This is a genomic window from Staphylococcus sp. HMSC063F05, from assembly GCF_001837075.1.
Lineage (GTDB): Bacteria > Bacillota > Bacilli > Staphylococcales > Staphylococcaceae > Staphylococcus > Staphylococcus epidermidis.
This window is the reverse complement of record NZ_KV831328.1, coordinates 13,125-31,741: the sequence shown is the minus strand read 5'-3', so window position 1 is coordinate 31,741 and position 18,617 is coordinate 13,125. Positions and strand designations below refer to the sequence as shown.

Here is an 18,617-nt window from a genome sequence, read left to right as displayed (position 1 = left end):
TTATTATCATTCATAGCTAAAATTCATTTTAAATCTTAATTAAATTTTACTAAAATACGTGTTTTTAGACAAACTAAAAAGAGAGTATACCGTAATAAATTACAATATACTCTCTTATATGCTTAAATATTTAAATTAATGTTTGAAAAAAATAATTAAAGCTGTTTTGGTTTATTTAAAATTTCTGACCAAATAATACCATTAATAACTTCATCACTATCATATTGAAAAGCAGAGCGCGACATGTTTTTCTCAACATTCCTAGAATTTAGTAGTTGTTTTATTCTATATCGTTTTGTTCTTTCTGAAAGATATTTATCGTTGATAATGTCTTGAGCTTTCCTCTCAATCATAACAAGTTGCTTTTCTTTTTCTTTATCAATTTCTTTACGTACGTCAATTAAATTTTTAGTTACATCTTGTTCAAGTTCTTGCTTAAGTTTTTCATAATTATCATCTCTTGATGTTGTTTTATCTGGCTGAGGGATATTTTGATGTTCATGAGTAGACGTTGTTTGACGTTTGGATTGTGAAGTATTTTGTTTTTCTTTATGATGTGATGTTTTTTTCTTTTCATTTTCATTCCAATCTTCGTTCAGTGGTGGTAATGAAGTTTCAAAAGGTTTACTCTGTTTTTTTTCAGGTTCATCATTTAATTCGTCACTAATTTCTTGAAAAGTTTTTTCTAATTTTTCAAAGAAACCACCTTCTTGATGTTGCTCGTTTGAGGTTTTTTGATTGGGTCTTTGATTTTGTCTGTCCTCGTGACTTTTATCTCGTAATGCGCTAACACCTGTAATTATCACAGATATGATGAAAATGATAATGCCAATATTCATCTTATCACCTCTTCATTATTGTTGTGGTGATTCATCATCGTTTTGATCAGTGCGCTTATTTATTGCATTTCTCATACCTGTATCCGCTTCAATATTTTTAAGGTTATAATAATCTTTAACTCCAATATTGCCTGATCTTAATGCTTCCGCCATAGCTAAAGGCACTTCGGATTCAGCTTCAACAACTTTAGCTCTCATTTCTTGAACACGCGCTTTCATTTCTTGTTCAGAAGCAACAGCCATTGCGCGACGTTCTTCTGCTTTAGCTTGTGCAATGTTCTTATCAGCAAGTGCTTGTTCTGTTTGTAAATCAGCACCGATGTTTTTGCTAATATCAACATCGGCAATATCGATAGATAGAATTTCGAATGCAGTTCCAGAGTCCAAACCTTTACTTAGTACTGTTTTTGAGATATTATCTGGATTCTCGAGCACTTCTGTATGATGCTCACTAGAACCAATTGTAGATACTATACCTTCTCCGACCCTAGCAATGATTGTTTCTTCACCAGCACCACCAACAAGTCTTGCTATGTTAGCGCGTACGGTAATACGAGCTTTCGCCTTAACTTCGATACCATTCATCGCTACACCTGCAATAAATGGCGTTTCAATAACTTTTGGATTAACTGACATTTGTACTGCTTCTAATACATCTCTACCTGCTAAATCAATGGCAGCGCCTCGCTCAAATGGTAAGTCGATATCTGCTCGTTGTGCTGCAATGTTTGCATCTACAACACGATCAACATTACCGCCTGCTAGGTAATGAGACTCAAGTTGATTTGTAGTTAAGTTTAAACCAGCTTTATGCGCTTTGATCAGAGGTGCGATAACTTTTCTTGGTGAAACCCGTCTTAAACGCATCCCCACAAGTGTGCCTATTCCAACATGTACTCCAGCAGCTAGTGCTGAAATCCATAATCCGACCGGAACAAATGAAAACAGAATGAGTAGTGCAACTACTATAATGACTGCAATGATTATAAAACCAATACTAAACATTAAATCGCTCCTTTTTATTTTTCGATTTCTCTAACAACAACACGTGTACCTTCAACTTCAAGAATCTTAACTTGTCGATTACGTAAAATAAATGATCCATCAGATACTGCGTCTATTCGATCATTGTCACAAGTTATAATTCCTGCTGGTCTTAAATCGGTAACAGTATGTGCAGTTTTTCCTACAAGATGAGAGCGGTCGTCATGTGAACGATAACCTGCTTCAGAATTTGTTGAATCCTTTAAAATAACTTTATCTAAAAATGGAATTTTTCTATTGAATATTTTCACTAAAATCACCCATTCTACAATTGATAATATTAATGCAACTATAACATTTCCAAGCATTAATAAAATATTGTCACCAAGTATAATAATACTTAGTGTTATTAGAATAATACCAATAATACCTATTACAGCGCCTATAACAAATAATTCAACAATCAGTAGTATGAGGCCAATTGTAAACAGTAATACTGACATCACATTGACATCACCATTAATTAGGAATGCTAAAAATAAAAGTAGTAAAGCAAGTAATGCTATTATTCCCATTAAGTTTATGCGCTTTGAATATAGTTGGTATAAAAAGCCAATAAATATAATACAAGTGAAAATAAGAGAAACAAAAGGTTGAGTGATAAACTGTGCAAGGTTTTCAACCCAATTCATTCCATTTAAAGGTTTTGCCATAAATAGCATATGTATTAGATGTAAGTTATCCATTTTTTCACCTCGCCCTCAAAATAATTATACATGAAATGAAACATATCATATAGTCATTTACTTATCTATAATAAAAATAGTATGTTAATTTAGTAAAATAAAAACGCAATATTAGACAATATAAAATCAAAGCATTTTAACTATTACTCAAACGCATTTAGATTTAGTTACAACAGTTTGTTATAGGTACAAGCGTGAAGTCGGGGCATAAAAATAAAAAACTGAGCATAATTAATAACACACGCTTGAAAAGAATGGAAACTTTCTATCATAGTATTATGGTAATTTAGATATGCACAATACTTTTATTATCAGTTTGGATAGATATTTTAGTTTTAAGTGCTCCACTAATTCAATCATTTTTGCTGATACCGTTTTTTCATTACCTTATACTCTTTTAATCTCCAATTCTATATCTTTTCTGATATTTTCTAGTATGTTGAGAAAATGTGTAGCTTATAATATTTTTATATCATCGCCAACAATACTTAACTTGTGTATGATTTTGAATATTCAATGGTTCCATAATTGTTTTAAATTATACTCATCTACTTTCATTTCAACTACTTGATATTTTGTTTCTATTGAATAAGATTTCCTTTTAATAGAAAAACACTTTCGCATGAATCAATTTTAATATGAATTCAACGAAAGTGTTTTTTTCGATATTTGGGACATTGTCCCAAGTTTTTTACTTATTAACAATTAAAGACCAGAACTGAAATAAGTTAAAAACAAATAAATCAGTTCTAGTCTTCATTTTTCGATAGAACAGTGAATTCAATTCAAATTCTGTCCTAATATATAATTAACATTCTTGTTGAGGGAGTCAACAGAGCTATTAATTATTTGAACTTACGTTTACGTGCAGCTTCAGATTTCTTTTTACGTTTTACGCTTGGTTTTTCGTAAAATTCACGTTTACGTACTTCTTGAATAGTTCCACTTTTTGATACTGAACGTTTAAATCTACGTAAAGCATCTTCTAGTGATTCATTTTTACGTACTACTGTTTTAGACATCTGTATTTCCCTCCCTCCAAATATCAACGGAACTTTATAGTCATTGCATAGTAAAACTATGCAGTTATTAGTATAATATAACTCTAAATGACGGTCAATCAGTAAAATTTACAATTTTTTATTAATTAAACAAGTACTTCTTTTTCAGATTGATTCGTTGCATGTTTAACAACACGTATTGCTTTGCCTTCATTAATTGGATAATTGGCTTTAACTATCTTGACCTTTACTATTTGACCTATTAATGAGTCATCTCCTTCAAATCTTACCTTCATATAATTGTCAGCATAGCCAACAAGTGTATGTGGTTCTTCACCCATTTCTTCAGGTATAACTTCTAAAACTTCATCTTCAAATTTAGAAGCATATTCTTTGGCTAATTGATTACTTAGACTAATTAGTTTGTGTACACGAACATTTTTTGTTTCTTCATCAATTTGATTGTCCATTCTTGCAGCAGGCGTTCCTATTCTAGGAGAATAAGGGAATACGTGTAACTCTGAAAAATGATGATTTACGATGAAATCGTAAGTTTCTTGGAATTCATCTTCAGATTCTCCAGGGAAACCAACGATTACATCACTAGTAACTGCTAAATCAGGTAATGCTTGATGTAATTTTGTCAATCTTTCTGAAAAGTGTGCCATGGTATATTTACGTCTCATACGTTTTAACACATCATCAGACCCAGATTGTAGCGGTATATGTAAATGACGTACCACCTTATTTGAGTTTCCAATGACATCAATAACTTCATCAGTAAGTTGACTTGCTTCAATAGAAGAAATACGTATACGTTCAAGCCCTTCAATAGTATCTAAATCTCTTAGCAATTGTGCTAGATTATAATTTTTAAGGTCTTGCCCATAACCACCAGTGTGAATACCTGTTAATACAATCTCCTTATAACCAGAGTTAACAAGTTGAGTAGCTTGTTCTACTACTTTTTCTGGATCTCTAGAACGCATCAATCCACGTGCCCACGGGATAATACAGAACGTGCAAAAATTATTGCAGCCTTCCTGTATTTTTAATGAAGCACGTGTTCTATCAGTAAAGTAAGGAACTTCTAATTCTTCATAAGTTCTATTTTTCATGATATTGCCTACACCATTAATAGGTTGTCTCTCGTCCTGAAATTGTTGTATATAATCTAATAATTTATGTCGGTCTTGAGTACCTACAACGATGTCAACACCAGGGATTTCCATAATTTCGGCAGATGATGTTTGTGCGTAACACCCAGTTACACAAACGACTGCATCAGGATTTTGTCTAATAGCTCTTCTTATTATCTGACGACTTTTTTTATCCCCTGTATTTGTCACCGTACATGTATTAATAACAAATACATCAGCATTTGTTTCAAATTCTACTCTTTCATAATTTGCATCTTTAAATAATTGCCAAATTGCTTCAGTTTCGTAATGGTTTACTTTACAACCTAATGTGTGAAACGCAACTGTTGACATAATCTTCACCCCAATAATTCTTTTTCATAACTTACTGCACTTAAAGCGTAAAGAGGTGCAGTTTCAGCACGCAAGATACGTGGACCTAATCCAACTATAGTACTTACATCACCGAATAATGAAATTTCACTATCTGATAGCCCACCTTCAGGTCCAAATATGATTAAAACACGATCCTGTGTCTTAAATTGTTTAATTGTTTGCTTAAATTGACTTAATTCACCGTGCTTTGCTTGTTCTTCATATGCTATAAGAACATAGTCATATTGACTTATCATACCATAAATTTCTTTTAAATTCGACTTAAATTTTATATTTGGTATTGTTAAACGATAACTTTGTTCTGCAGCTTCCTTTATAATTTTTTGCCATCTCGATAATTTCTTTTCTACTTTAGAATCATTGAGCTTGACCACAGAACGTTCCATGGCTACAGCTATAAACTCATTTGCCCCCATTTCAGTTGCTTTTTGTATCATCCATTCATATTTGTCTGCTTTGATTAAACCACTACATATTGTAATGTTCTGAGGTAGTTCAGTGTTAATTTGTTGCTTTTCTACTAATTTAATTTCAATCGATTGATCGTTTATTGAAATAATTTTACATTTGAATACATTTTCATCTGAAAAAGTGACAATAATATTTTGTCCTTCTTTATAGCGCATAACATTCACGATATGATGATAGTCTTCTTTGTTTTCAATAAAAAAGCACTGATTTTCATCAGCGCTTTGATTCATAAAATATCTTTGCAAATTATCCACTCACTTTCTGACCAACTATACAAACCCAGCCATTGTCATGTTCTACTGAAATAATTTTGAAACCAATACGCTTCATTTGTGATTCTATATCTTGATACTTTTCTTCAATAATACCTGATGTGATAAAATAACCATCTTCAATTAAAGTATTATAAGTATCTTCAATCATTTCTTCAATAATATGAGCAAGAATATTTGCAATAACGATATTAAATTTCTCATTTTCATTTTTTAATAAATTACCTGGAACTGCTTCAATTGCATCATCACAATGATTTTTCTTAAAGTTTTCTTTTGCCACATTTACAGCCATTTCATCTATATCTAATGCCTTTATTCTTTGAACTCCAAGTAAATGACTAGCAATACTTAAAATGCCTGACCCTGTTCCAACGTCGATAACTGAATCAGTTGGTTTTACAAAAGTTTCAATTGCTTTTAAACACATACTTGTCGTTGGATGATCACCTGTTCCAAAAGCCATACCTGGATCTAATTCAATGCACAATTCGTTATCATTTTCTTTAACATATGATTCCCAACTTGGTACTATCGTAAATTGTTTTGAAGCTCTAAATGGATGAAAATAATTCTTCCATTCATTTTCCCAATCTACTTCGGCAATAAGTTTTTCCTGGTAATCATAAATTGTTTTATCAATTTGCTGAAGACTTAATATTTCATAATTGATGTTGGATTTTAAGTTTTCATTATAAGTGAACTCATTAAAGTAAGCTTTTAATCGAACTCCTTTTTCAGGATAGTCTTCAGGGTTTAAGTCATAAATTTCTCCAAACTTATCAACAGGTTGTTCTTCTAAAATATTTGAATCTTCAATTACAACTCCATTAGAGCCATAACTTTCAAGAATTTCTGTAACATCATATTCTACTTCGTGATTAACTACAATTGAGAGTTCCATCCAATTCATTGACTATTCTCCTTTAAAGAATCTTTTCGCTCTATCTTTGAAATTAGATGACTGTTCATTTATATCTTCACCATTAATTTCAGCAAATTCTTTTAATAATTCTTTTTGACGGTCATTTAATTTTGTTGGTGTAACCACTTTTATGTTGACAAATAAGTCCCCGTGGCCATAACCATGAACATTCTTTACACCTTTATCTTTAAGTCGGAATTGTTTACCCGTTTGTGTACCTGCCGGAATGGTTAAAACAACATTACTTTTTAATGTAGGTATCTTAATTTCATCACCTAGTGCAGCCTGTGAAAAGCTAATATCTAGATTATAGTAGATATCGTCTCCATCACGTTCAAATGTATTAGATGGTTTAACTCTGAACACCACATATAGGTCACCATGTGGTCCTCCGTTAACACCAGGTGAACCTTCTCCAGCTAAACGAACTTGCTGTTCGTTATCTACGCCTTCAGGAACAGTTACTTCTAGTTTAACTGTTTTATTTTCAGTACCTTTTCCTTTACATGTTGGACATGGTTCTTCAAATTCTTGTCCACTACCTTCACATTTAGGACAAACTTGTTCAGTTCTCACTCTACCCAAAATAGTATTTTGTTCAACAGAAACACGACCAGCGCCATTACAATAGCTACAAGTTTTTTTACTTGTACCAGGTTTAGCCCCATCACCGTTACATGTATGACATGTTACATCTTTTTTTATTGATATTTCTTTTTTTGTCCCGAATACAGCCTCTTCAAATGTTATTGTCATTGTGTATTGAAGGTCATCACCTTTGCGAGGTGCATTAGGATCTCTTTGACGTGAACCGCCACCAAAGAATGAGCTGAAAATATCTTCAAATCCACCAAAGTCACTGCCACCAAAGCCTTGACTTCCAAATCCGCCTTGTGGTCCGTCATGACCAAATTGATCATAATTTGCACGTTTGTTTTCATCACTTAAAACTTCATATGCTTCGGAGATTTCTTTGAATTTTTCGTCTGCGCCTTCTTCTTTATTTATATCTGGATGGTATTTTTTTGATAATTTACGATAAGCTTTTTTAATTTCGTCTTTAGAAGCGCTTTTGTTTACGCCTAAGACTTCATAATAGTCTCTTTTGGCCATAATTACCTCTCCTTTTATACGTTTAACAAGAATAGTTTATCTAATTGTTTCTTAATATCCAAATAAAAAGTCAAAGTCAATGATCGATTGACTTTGACTTTTTTTACTAAAAATTAATAGATAATTATAAGTTAGATACTAAACTTATTTTTTATCTTCGTCATCTTTAACTTCTTTAAAGTCTGCATCTTCAACAGTACTATCTTGAGAACCTTGTTCTTCTTGAGCTTGTTGTTGTGCTTGTTGAGCTTGTTCATAAACTTTTGCAGATAATTCTTGAATTACTTTTTCAAGTTCTTCTTTTTTAGCTTTAATATCGTCGATGTCTTCACCTTCTAATGCTGTTTTAAGTGCATCTTTTTTCTCTTCAGCATTTTTCTTATCTTCATCACTAATATTTTCGCCTAGATCTTTAACTGTTTTTTCAACTTGGAATACTAGACTATCTGCTTCGTTTCGCAAGTCTACTTCTTCACGACGTTTTTTATCTGCTTCAGCATTTTCTTCAGCATCTTTCACCATGCGATCGATTTCTTCATCAGATAGAGATGAGCTTGATTGTATTGTAATGTTTTGTTCTTTATTAGTACCTAAATCTTTAGCTGTAACGTTAACAATACCGTTTTTATCGATATCAAATGTTACTTCGATTTGAGGTACACCACGTGGTGCAGGTGGAATGTCAGTTAATTGGAATCTTCCTAAAGTTTTGTTGTCAGATGCCATTGGACGTTCACCTTGTAATACATGAATATCTACTGCTGGTTGATTGTCAGCTGCTGTAGAATAAACTTGTGATTTGGAGGTTGGAATAGTAGTATTACGTTCAATTAATGTGTTCATACGTCCACCCATAATTTCGATACCTAAAGATAATGGCGTAACATCAAGTAATACTACATCTTTAACATCACCTGTGATTACACCAGCTTGAATAGCAGCACCCATTGCTACAACTTCATCTGGGTTAACACCTTTATGTGGTTCTTTCCCAATTTCTTTTTTAACAGCTTCTTGAACGGCCGGAATACGTGTTGAACCACCAACTAAAATAACTTCATCTATTTCTGAAGTAGATAAACCAGCATCTTTTAATGCTTGACGAGTCGGTTCCATAGTTTTTTTGATTAATGAATCAGCTAATTCCTCAAATTTAGAACGAGTTAAACTAATTTCTAAGTGTAATGGGCCATTTTCTCCAGCAGAAATGAATGGTAATGAAATTTGAGTTTGAGAAACACCTGATAAATCTTTTTTAGCTTTTTCGGCAGCATCTTTTAATCTTTGTAATGCCATTTTATCTTGTGATAAATCTACACCATTCTCTTTTTTGAATTCTGAAACAAGATAATCAATAATCACTTGGTCGAAGTCATCGCCACCAAGTTTATTATCTCCGGCAGTTGATAATACTTCAAATACGCCGTCGCCTAACTCTAGAATAGATACGTCAAATGTTCCCCCACCTAAGTCAAATACGAGAACCTTTTGATCTGTTTCAGTTTTATCTAAACCATAAGCAAGTGCAGCAGCTGTAGGTTCGTTGATAATACGTTCAACTTCTAAGCCTGCAATTTTACCAGCATCTTTAGTTGCTTGACGTTCACCATCATTGAAATAAGCAGGGACAGTGATAACAGCTTTGTCTACTGTATCCCCTAAATAGTTTTCTGCAGTGCTTTTTAAATTTTGTAAAATCATTGCTGAAAGTTCTTGTGGTGTATATGATTTACCTTCAATATCTACTTTATAATCTGTACCCATATGACGTTTAATAGATTGTACAGTGTTAGGGTTTGTGATAGCTTGTCGTTTTGCTACTTCACCCACTTGAGTTTCACCATTTTTAAATGCAACCACTGATGGTGTAGTACGTGCACCTTCTGGGTTTTGAATTACTTTTGGTTCATCTCCTTCTAAGATAGAAACACAAGAGTTAGTTGTACCTAAATCAATTCCAATTACTTTACCCATAATATAATTCCTCCAATTTAATCATTTTATTTATTTCAATGTATTTTCAATCAAATTATTGATTTACTTTTACCATTGATGGTCTTAAAACACGATCCTTAAGTTTGTATCCTTTTTGTAATTCTTGAGTAACTTCTCCTGATTTAAAATCAGGATTGTCATCTTGAACGACAGCTTGATGTAAATTAGGATCGAATTCCTTACCTTCAGCTAAAATTTCTTCAAGACCATTGTCTTTTAAAGCTCTTAGTAAACTTTCATGAACCATCTGCACTCCTTTTTGAAGTGATTTGAACGATTCATCATCACCTTCAATTTGTAGTGCACGCTCAATATTATCTATAGACGGTAAAATGTCAGTTAAAACACCTTGAGCTTTATAAGTAGCATTAATTTGATTTTCTTTTTGAATTCGACGTTTATAATTTTCGAATTCAGCATATAATCTTAAATATTTTTCTTCATTGTCATTTGCAAGCTTTTCTAATTCTTTAATTTTAGTATCTTGAGACTCTGACTCTTCATCCTTGATACTTTCTTCTGAATTATTTTCTGAATCGCTAGCATTAGCTTCACTATTATCTGTGTTAGATACTGAGTTTTCAATATTTGTATCATTCTGATTGTCTTCAGTTTCTACATTGAAATCTTCCTCAGTATTATTCACTGACTGATCTTTTTCTGACATAGTCTGACCTCCAATACAATTCCAATTACTACCATATACGGTTTAATAATTGAATTACATTTTGATAATGCATTGCAGTTGGTCCGATTACTGCAATTTGACCTTTTAGTGACTCATCAAAATGATACTGACTAGTCACAATTGATATATCGCTTAAACTATCATCAATCTCTTTACCAATTCGGACATTGATTTGAGATGTTGATATATCTTCTAATAATTCAGTTATTTTATTTGATTCTATATATTGAAGAATCGGTTGAATAGATGAAACGTTGGACTCATTTAACGCATCAATCAGTTTAACCTTTCCACCCATATAAATGCTATTACTTTGATTACCAATTTGTAAATTTATCATCTCAACTACTTCATTTGCAAGTAATAGCTCTTCTTTTTGACTAAAGTAAGACTCAATGTTTTGAGTTAGTACTTTACGATTAAAACTGAAATGTTCGGTCAAAAAGTTTGCTATTTTATTTAAATTAATATTATTTAGTTGAGCATGTGATACAAAATGTATATTTTCAACATGTCCAGAGGAAAATACCATTACTAAAATAATCAAATGGTTGTTAGCACGAATAAGATGTATATCATTTATAACATCTTGTTTATGATTAGGGCGGACTACCAACGTTGCATATTGAGATTTCATAGATAATTCGTGTGCAAAGTTTGTGAGTGCAGTCGAACTATCATAATGATTCTCAATTAATAATTGATTTAAACGTTGAATTTTGTTTTGACTTTGATGAGATGTTTGTTCTAAAAGGCGATTGACATAATATCTAATCCCTGATTCAGATGGCACCCTTCCAGAAGATGTGTGTGTCTTCTCAATGAAATGCATTTCTTCAAGTTGCTTCATTTCATTTCTAATGGTAGCTGGACTCACATCCAAGTGATGACGATGAATTAGAGTTTTAGATCCAATCGGTTGTCCAAAATCAACATAATCTTCAACAATAGCATTAAGGATGCTTAATTGTCTTTTTGTAATCATGTTTTCACCTCATTAGCACTCTTTTATCTCAAGTGCTAATTATAATCTATCAAATTGGTCAAAGTAAGTCAATGTTAAAGCACTAAAATTTCTAACTTTTTATGAGTTTAGTAAAAATGCTTCAAAAACTTCGTTACCTATAACTTTTCCGCGTTCGGTTAAAGATATAAATTCTCCTTCTTCTTTTATGAGTCCCCTACACCTCAAATCTTTAATAGTTTCAACAAACACCTCATCGATTAATTTATTAAACTTTTTCTTAAAACGGCTTTTACTCACACCTTGATTCATTCTTAAACCAAGAAACATTTCTTCTTCCATTCTTTCGTTATAAGTAGGAGACGTTTCAGATAGTATTGGTTTTTTCCCTTCATTTATCGCTTTAATATAATGATTTACTGGATTAAGATTTGTGTAACGTACACCGTTTACATAACCACTTGCACCAGCACCAAAGCCATAGTATTCTTCATTTAACCAATATACTTTATTATGGTTTGATTCATGATTAAGTTTACCAAAATTAGAAATCTCATATTGATGAAATGGTGAGTTTTTCATACGCTCCATTAAAAACCGATACATTTCTGCCCCTAAATCTTCATTTGGTAATTTTAAATGTCCCTTTCTATATAAATTATAAAACTGGGTTTTAGGTTCAAGAATTAATCCATAACTTGAAATATGATCAATATCCAATGCAATGGCACGCTCCAGGCTGTCTTTAAAATCGTCGATAGTTTGTTGTGGTAAATGATACATTAAATCCAAACTTATTGATTCAATACCTGCCTTTCGGGCATGACTAACAGCATCATATATATCTTCAGTTTTATGGGTTCTGCCTAAAATTTTTAATAATTCAGGTTTAAATGTTTGTACACCCATCGATATTCTATTTACGCCATATTGTTTTAAAAGTGCAACTTTTTCATAAGTTAACTCATCAGGATTAGCTTCAAAAGAAAATTCTCCGCTAATTGTAAATGTTTGATTAATTGCTCTAAGTAGCTTCTCAAGTTGTCTCATATTCAAGGCTGTCGGTGTACCACCTCCGACATACATTGTTTCAAGGTCTCTATTATTTTTAACTTGCATCTCGCTAATAAGTGCGTCTAAGTATTCATCAACTGGCTGTTTATCGATAAAGTATTTGTTGAAATCACAATAAGTACAAATTCTATAGCAAAATGGAATATGAATATATGCACTTTTTACATTCACTTTATAACCACCAATCTTTAAATCATTTAGTATAGTTTTTACATTATATATTTATATCATTCTAGACATTATAAAATGAGGTAAGACATTAAGAATGTCTATACCCCATTAATCTACATTATTCATCGTCCATTTTTAATACTGCTAAAAATGCATCTTGCGGAATTTCTACATTGCCTACTGCTTTCATTTTAGCTTTACCTGCTTTTTGTTTTTCTAAAAGTTTTCGTTTACGACTGATATCTCCACCATAACATTTAGATAAAACATTTTTACCCATAGATTTAATGTTTGTTCGTGCAACAATTTTTTGACCAATAGCCGCCTGAACTGGCACTTCAAATTGTTGTCGTGGAATTAATGTTTTTAATTTTTCGACAAGCGCTTTCCCTCTTTCATACGCAAAATCTCTATGGACAATAAAACTTAGAGCATCAACTTTATCTCCATTCAGTAATATGTCCATTTTAACAAGATTACTTTCTTTATTCTCAATAAATTCATAATCAAAAGAAGCATACCCTTTTGTGTTAGATTTAAGTTGATCAAAGAAATCGAAAACTACTTCTGATAATGGAATTTCATAAACAATATTAACTCTTATATCATCAAGATAATCCATGTTTATAAATTGACCTCTTTTACGTTGACATAATTCCATCACTGCACCTACATAATCATTCGGCACCATCATCGTAGCTTTGACAAATGGTTCATAAATATGTTCTATTTTATCTCTTTCGGGCATTTGTGCTGGATTATCAACTGAAACTTCAGAACCATCTTTTAAGATACATTGATAAATAACAGAAGGCGCTGTTGCAATGAGTTCAATACCAAATTCTCTTTCAATTCTTTCTTGAATAATCTCCATATGTAACATTCCTAAAAATCCAGTTCTGTATCCAAAACCAAGTGCTTGTGAAGACTCTGGTTCAAACTCTAAGGATGCGTCATTAAGTTGTAATTTTTCTAAAGCTTCTCTTAGGTCATTATAGTCTTTATTGTCAATAGGGAATAGACCACAAAATACCATTGGATTCATCTTTTTATATCCTTGTAACGGTTTGTCAGCAGGTCTTTCAGCTAAAGTAATTGTGTCACCTACTCTAGAATCATCAACATTTTTGATACTTGCGATAATATAACCCACATCACCAACTGTTAATTCTTCTACCGGTAGTTGCTTAGGTGTATTGATTCCGACTTCTGTAACTTCAAATTCTTTACCGGTAGCCATCATTTTAATCCTATCTCCAGCTTTAACAACACCATCAATAATTCGAATTGAAGATATTACTCCTCTGTATGGATCATATTCTGAATCAAAGATAAGTGCTTTAAGTGGGGCTTCTGGATCACCGTCCGGTGCTGGTACAACATCAACTATTTTCTCTAAAATTTCTTCAATACCTATATTTGACTTAGCACTTGCAAGTACTACATCTTCTTGATCTATACCTATAACATCTTCTAATTCTTGCTTAACTCTATCAGGCTCAGCTGCAGGCAAGTCTATTTTATTAACAACTGGCAAAAGTTCCAAATCGTTATCTAATGCTAAATAAACGTTTGCTAAGGTTTGTGCTTCTATACCTTGGGCAGCATCAACTACAAGAATTGCACCTTCACATGCAGCTAATGAGCGAGAAACCTCATATGTAAAGTCGACATGTCCTGGTGTATCTATCAAATGAAATGTGTAAGTTTCTCCATCTTTAGCTTCGTATTTTAATCGAACAGCATTTAGTTTAATAGTGATGCCTCGTTCTCTTTCCAAATCCATAGAGTCAAGTAATTGATCTTGCATTTCTCGAGTTTCAACTGATTTTGTATTCTCTAAAATTCGATCAGCTAATGTCGATTTACCATGGTCTATATGAGCAATAATGGAGAAATTTCTAATATTTTCTCTTCTATTGTATCGTTCTTGCTTATCCATTTTATCCTTCTCGCTTTCATCTTTATAACCTGTCACTTCTATGTATCTTTGATATAGTAACGTTTTTATTACTTTAATGCAATATATCTTTGACATAATTAATTAAATGTAAATTCTAACATAACTATTATATCTAGTTCAGTAGTTCATTCCAACAATTAAAAAGTAATAAATTCAAATGAAGTTACTTTTAAATAAATGATTGCACAAATATAAGACATTTGATAAAATATTTCTTGTTGTAATCAAATAAATTTTGATAAGTTATGATCACTTTTAGGAGGTGACAGTAATGCCAAATATTAAATCTGCAATCAAACGTGTAAGAACAACTGAAACAGCTGAAGAAAGAAATATTTCTAAGAAAAACGCTATGCGTACAGCTGTGAAACGAGCTAAAACAGCTATCTCTACTGATGCTGAAAACAAAGATGAATTATTAAGATTTGCTATCAAACAAGTTGACAAAGCATCTCAAAGTAATTTAATCCATTCTAATAAAGCTGACCGTATTAAATCTAAACTTATGTCAGCTAATAAATAATGATTATTAAAACAGAGCTTAGGACAAAACGAATTGTCCTAGGCTCTTTTTTATTACTTTACAACCAATATTTCTATTGTCGATAGGATTTATTTTATATCTCCTACCTCAAATTTTTTATAGAGATAGTATGAATAATTCTAAAATGAGTTGTTTATCCATATAAGATGATTTTAGTTTGTAGTCAGTCTCTGCACAAGCGTTTATAATGTTAAATAAACTTTCTAGTTTATAATGTCGGGATTGATTGAGTGCTAGTTTTACTCTATAAGGGTGTGCATTTACAGTCTTTGCAATTTGTTGCCCACTATAGCCTTTTTGACTAAGAATTTTACATTGATAATATAATCTATAATTACTAGTAATTAATGCCAGTAATTTTATAGGTTCCTCTTTCATAATAATTAAATCATTGACTAATTGTATAGCTTTATTCTTATTACCTTTTTGAATGTATTCAGTTAGTAGAAATACATTTTGTTCTAAACTTCTATTAATAATTAAATCGATATCATCTTTATTAATTATAGGTCTTTCACCTATGAATAAAATTAATTTTTCTAATTCTTGAGAAACAATATTATAGTTAACACCAGTTAATTCAATAAATAATTCAAGAGCATCTTGCTTAATATCTTTATAATTATTGTTTAGTGTATTTTTAATCCAATGCTTTAATTCCTTTTCAGACATTTGTTCAATTTTCTTAAGTTGTGCATTTTTCTTCAACGTTTTCGTGAGTTTTTTGCGCTCATCTAGTTTAGGCTGATACACTTCAAAGATAATGAGATTTTCACCATCATATTTTTCTAAAAATTTTATAAGCTCGTCAGAATTGTGATTTAAATCTTTAGAAAATTTTTCTCCTGTAAAAACATACGAGTTCTTTACAACAATTGCTTTTTTATTTGAGAAAAAAGGCATAGTAAGTGTCTCTTCAATAATCGGAGTTAGGTCACTCTCATACAAGTTGTATTTTACATAATTAAAGTCATCTATCTTTTGTCCTAGATAATCATTTACAATTTCTTTTGTTTTCTTTTCGACTAATTCTGGTACTTCACCGTAGACAGTGAAGATATTGTTGCTCATACGTACACCTTCCTCTATATATCATACTCATGAATTATATCACTTTACGATACACTTTCTCTAGCTAAACTCTTTTGATTTAAATTATCACGGTAGACTATGTAAACTTCTTCATCTAAATTTATAGTTAATTCCCCGTTGTCTTGAGTATCAAAAACTTTACTACCATAATATTTTAATCTTTGAATAACATCCAAATTAGGTAAATGATACTTATTATTTTTACCACTAGATATAAGACTGATTTTAGGTTCTATATCTTTAATAAATAATTCCGAACTACTTGTCCTACTTCCATGATGACCAACTTTTAAAATATCTATTTTTGGTAAATTATATCTCTTCATTAGAATGTCTTCATTATTAACAGTTGCATCTCCCATCAGTAGAATATTAATGCCGTTATATTCAATTAATGTAACAATGGAATGTTCATTTTTATCATCACTTAATGGTATAAAACTATTTAAAAAGCTTATCTTACTATTATCAATATCTATTTTTTTAACTTGATTTACATCCAAGATATTTATCTTTTTTTCCTTGCATTTTGTCGTAACCTCTTTAAGTAATTCTAATGGGAAACTTTCAATATTTAAAACGAGATTATTCACATTAATATTATTTAAAAAATATATTAATTCACCCATATGATCGGCATGAGGATGTGTAATTACTAAATAATTTATAGTGGTGATACCCTTTTTCTTAATACTTGGTAAAATTTTATATTTGGCAATATTATTATGTTTAAAACTTACATTTTCATTTCTTTTACCACCTGTATCAATCAAAACACTTTTATTTGACTTTGTTTTGAATAAAATGCTATCTCCTTGACCCACATCAAAAAGTGTTAACTCGGCATAATGTGGTCTAATTAAATGTGTAAAAATGATTAAAACAATTAAAAAACTTAGTACGGATGTAACAAACCCTCTATAGACAAGTATGTAAAGAAAAATTAACGTTAGTATAATCAAAATAAGTAAACTATATTGGTTTAATTTAGGAATGTACCACTTAAAATGATTTAAATTTAAAAATAATTGAACTAGCCAGTCATGAATTTTAAAAAGCATATTTATATAAGTATTTAATAGGAAGCTATGTTGAAAAAAGTGAATTAAAATAAAGTAGATAATGACCGAAGGAAATAATATAAAAGAATAGAATGGAACAAATATAAAATTAGATAGCAAACCTATCCATTGAAATTGATTAAAATGATAGGTATTAATTACAATTGAACCTAATTGAGCCAAAAAACTAATAATAAACAAACATTTAAGTGGTTTTAAAGCACTTATATATGGTTTTGCCAATATAATAAATAAACTTATCAAAAAAGAGAACTGAAAACCAATGTGATTTATAAATTGAGGATTTAAGAGAATCATTAACACAAATATAAATGAAAGCACATGTATAGAACTTTTCCTAAAATGGATTGGCAACATAAGTATAATGATTGCAATTGAAATGGCACGCATGGCACTAGGTACAAATCCAGTATAAACAGCGTAGATTAATAATAGTAAAATAGTTACACCTTTAATGAGAACTAGAGGTATATTTAAGCGTACTAACAGTTGATAAACGAGGACAATAATTGTACCAACATGTGTACCACTTATAGCTAGTAAATGGTAAATACCTATATCTTTGATGTTAGATTTGTAATATTCATCAATTAGAGAGGTATCACCTGTTATCAACGCTAATATTCTTTCAGGATGCGTGACGCCAGATTTATGAATTATTTTGGTGATATAATTTTGATGATGATATATAGGAGTGAAAATATTGTTTTCTTGGCAAGACTTAAATTGAACTGTTGAAATATCCAACAAGGGCAACTCTTTTTCGAATTTAAATTCTCCTTTAACTCGACAACTTTTATGAGTTAAATCTTGCTTGAAATTTGACTTTAATATTTTGTAAAAGTATCTATAGTCTTTATTTTTATAATTTAATATGCCAGTATAGTATGTTGATTTAAGCGTAAAAGATTTGAAACGAACAAAATCATCAATAAACGGTTCACTATATAAACTATTTAAGTTTTTAATATCAGTTTGGTTATAGGAACTTATTAAAAAAAATGAACTTATAGCTGAAATAAACATTAATAATAGTATTATAATATTAAGCCTTTTTATCATAATTAGTAACAAAAGAGTTAATATTAAGGAGATAGAGATTACTTTGAATTTTATCCAAAGTACCCCTACCAAAAAAGCAAGAGCAATGTAAAACAT

General features: G+C 31.0%; 16 protein-coding genes. 1 reads left to right on the top strand and 15 read right to left on the bottom strand.

Annotated elements, in window-relative coordinates:
- Positions 1 to 155: 155 nt before the first annotated feature.
- From HMPREF2576_RS03615 to lepA, 13 genes are all read right to left on the bottom strand, one after another.
- Positions 156 to 839, bottom strand: coding sequence for a hypothetical protein (locus tag HMPREF2576_RS03615; RefSeq protein ID WP_002456484.1), 684 nt, complete (start codon positions 837 to 839; stop codon positions 156 to 158).
- Positions 840 to 854: 15 nt separating this feature from the next.
- Complete coding sequence (floA, locus tag HMPREF2576_RS03610; RefSeq protein WP_001830989.1) at positions 855 to 1,844, bottom strand: flotillin-like protein FloA; 990 nt, start codon at positions 1,842 to 1,844, stop codon at positions 855 to 857.
- 14 nt (positions 1,845 to 1,858) lie between these two features.
- Positions 1,859 to 2,569, bottom strand: a complete 711-nt coding sequence (locus tag HMPREF2576_RS03605) for an NfeD family protein (protein ID WP_001831053.1) — start codon at positions 2,567 to 2,569, stop codon at positions 1,859 to 1,861.
- Positions 2,570 to 3,414: 845 nt separating this feature from the next.
- Positions 3,415 to 3,591 carry a 30S ribosomal protein S21 gene (gene rpsU, locus HMPREF2576_RS03600; RefSeq protein ID WP_000048060.1) on the bottom strand — a complete coding sequence of 59 codons (177 nt, stop codon included), beginning with the start codon at positions 3,589 to 3,591 and terminating at the stop codon, positions 3,415 to 3,417.
- Positions 3,592 to 3,716: 125 nt separating this feature from the next.
- Positions 3,717 to 5,063: a tRNA (N(6)-L-threonylcarbamoyladenosine(37)-C(2))-methylthiotransferase MtaB gene (gene mtaB, locus HMPREF2576_RS03595; RefSeq protein WP_001831098.1), complete on the bottom strand. Its 1,347-nt coding sequence runs from the start codon at positions 5,061 to 5,063 to the stop codon at positions 3,717 to 3,719.
- Positions 5,064 to 5,068: 5 nt separating this feature from the next.
- Positions 5,069 to 5,821 carry a 16S rRNA (uracil(1498)-N(3))-methyltransferase gene (locus tag HMPREF2576_RS03590; RefSeq protein WP_002456176.1) on the bottom strand — a complete coding sequence of 251 codons (753 nt, stop codon included), beginning with the start codon at positions 5,819 to 5,821 and terminating at the stop codon, positions 5,069 to 5,071.
- Position 5,822: 1 nt separating this feature from the next.
- Complete coding sequence (gene prmA, locus HMPREF2576_RS03585) at positions 5,823 to 6,761, bottom strand: 50S ribosomal protein L11 methyltransferase (protein ID WP_001831256.1); 939 nt, start codon at positions 6,759 to 6,761, stop codon at positions 5,823 to 5,825.
- A gap of 3 nt (positions 6,762 to 6,764) precedes the next feature.
- The gene (dnaJ, locus tag HMPREF2576_RS03580) at positions 6,765 to 7,886 is read right to left on the bottom strand and encodes a molecular chaperone DnaJ (protein WP_002468806.1); all 1,122 of its coding nucleotides are present in this window, start codon (positions 7,884 to 7,886) and stop codon (positions 6,765 to 6,767) included.
- Positions 7,887 to 8,030: 144 nt separating this feature from the next.
- Positions 8,031 to 9,860: a molecular chaperone DnaK gene (dnaK, locus tag HMPREF2576_RS03575; RefSeq protein WP_002446567.1), complete on the bottom strand. Its 1,830-nt coding sequence runs from the start codon at positions 9,858 to 9,860 to the stop codon at positions 8,031 to 8,033.
- Between the two features lie 55 nt (positions 9,861 to 9,915).
- A complete protein-coding gene (gene grpE, locus HMPREF2576_RS03570; RefSeq protein WP_001831117.1) occupies positions 9,916 to 10,548 on the bottom strand; it encodes a nucleotide exchange factor GrpE in 633 nt (210 codons plus the stop codon).
- Between the two features lie 28 nt (positions 10,549 to 10,576).
- Positions 10,577 to 11,554, bottom strand: coding sequence for a heat-inducible transcriptional repressor HrcA (hrcA, locus tag HMPREF2576_RS03565; RefSeq protein WP_001831038.1), 978 nt, complete (start codon positions 11,552 to 11,554; stop codon positions 10,577 to 10,579).
- 99 nt (positions 11,555 to 11,653) lie between these two features.
- Entirely contained in the window at positions 11,654 to 12,778 is a 1,125-nt protein-coding gene (gene hemW, locus HMPREF2576_RS03560; RefSeq protein ID WP_002468788.1) for a radical SAM family heme chaperone HemW, read from the bottom strand.
- Between the two features lie 118 nt (positions 12,779 to 12,896).
- The gene (gene lepA / locus HMPREF2576_RS03555) at positions 12,897 to 14,720 is read right to left on the bottom strand and encodes a translation elongation factor 4 (RefSeq protein ID WP_001831284.1); all 1,824 of its coding nucleotides are present in this window, start codon (positions 14,718 to 14,720) and stop codon (positions 12,897 to 12,899) included.
- Between the two features lie 292 nt (positions 14,721 to 15,012).
- Here lepA and rpsT point away from each other — a divergent pair, with 292 nt between their 5' ends.
- Entirely contained in the window at positions 15,013 to 15,264 is a 252-nt protein-coding gene (gene rpsT / locus HMPREF2576_RS03550; protein WP_001831221.1) for a 30S ribosomal protein S20, read from the top strand.
- Between the two features lie 117 nt (positions 15,265 to 15,381).
- Here the strand turns inward: rpsT and holA are convergent, their stop codons facing one another.
- On the bottom strand, positions 15,382 to 16,356 hold the full coding sequence (gene holA / locus HMPREF2576_RS03545) for a DNA polymerase III subunit delta (RefSeq protein WP_002468790.1): 975 nt from the start codon (positions 16,354 to 16,356) through the stop codon (positions 15,382 to 15,384).
- Positions 16,357 to 16,400: 44 nt separating this feature from the next.
- Positions 16,401 to 18,617 carry a DNA internalization-related competence protein ComEC/Rec2 gene (locus tag HMPREF2576_RS03540; RefSeq protein ID WP_002468789.1) on the bottom strand — a complete coding sequence of 739 codons (2,217 nt, stop codon included), beginning with the start codon at positions 18,615 to 18,617 and terminating at the stop codon, positions 16,401 to 16,403.

What these genes read in the sequence shown, in the direction of transcription:
- lepA (WP_001831284.1), bottom strand. Translation starts at nt 14,720, where the DNA reads ATGGATAAGCAAGAACGATACAATAGAAGAGAAAATATTAGAAATTTC.
- prmA (WP_001831256.1), bottom strand. Translation starts at nt 6,761, where the DNA reads ATGAATTGGATGGAACTCTCAATTGTAGTTAATCACGAAGTAGAATAT.
- hrcA (WP_001831038.1), bottom strand. Translation starts at nt 11,554, where the DNA reads ATGATTACAAAAAGACAATTAAGCATCCTTAATGCTATTGTTGAAGAT.
- holA (WP_002468790.1), bottom strand. Translation starts at nt 16,356, where the DNA reads ATGAGCAACAATATCTTCACTGTCTACGGTGAAGTACCAGAATTAGTC.
- dnaK (WP_002446567.1), bottom strand. Translation starts at nt 9,860, where the DNA reads ATGGGTAAAGTAATTGGAATTGATTTAGGTACAACTAACTCTTGTGTT.
- rpsU (WP_000048060.1), bottom strand. Translation starts at nt 3,591, where the DNA reads ATGTCTAAAACAGTAGTACGTAAAAATGAATCACTAGAAGATGCTTTA.
- rpsT (WP_001831221.1), top strand. Translation starts at nt 15,013, where the DNA reads ATGCCAAATATTAAATCTGCAATCAAACGTGTAAGAACAACTGAAACA.
- HMPREF2576_RS03605 (WP_001831053.1), bottom strand. Translation starts at nt 2,569, where the DNA reads ATGGATAACTTACATCTAATACATATGCTATTTATGGCAAAACCTTTA.
- floA (WP_001830989.1), bottom strand. Translation starts at nt 1,844, where the DNA reads ATGTTTAGTATTGGTTTTATAATCATTGCAGTCATTATAGTAGTTGCA.
- HMPREF2576_RS03615 (WP_002456484.1), bottom strand. Translation starts at nt 839, where the DNA reads ATGAATATTGGCATTATCATTTTCATCATATCTGTGATAATTACAGGT.
- HMPREF2576_RS03540 (WP_002468789.1), bottom strand. Translation starts at nt 18,617, where the DNA reads ATGTTTTACATTGCTCTTGCTTTTTTGGTAGGGGTACTTTGGATAAAA.
- grpE (WP_001831117.1), bottom strand. Translation starts at nt 10,548, where the DNA reads ATGTCAGAAAAAGATCAGTCAGTGAATAATACTGAGGAAGATTTCAAT.
- dnaJ (WP_002468806.1), bottom strand. Translation starts at nt 7,886, where the DNA reads ATGGCCAAAAGAGACTATTATGAAGTCTTAGGCGTAAACAAAAGCGCT.
- mtaB (WP_001831098.1), bottom strand. Translation starts at nt 5,063, where the DNA reads ATGTCAACAGTTGCGTTTCACACATTAGGTTGTAAAGTAAACCATTAC.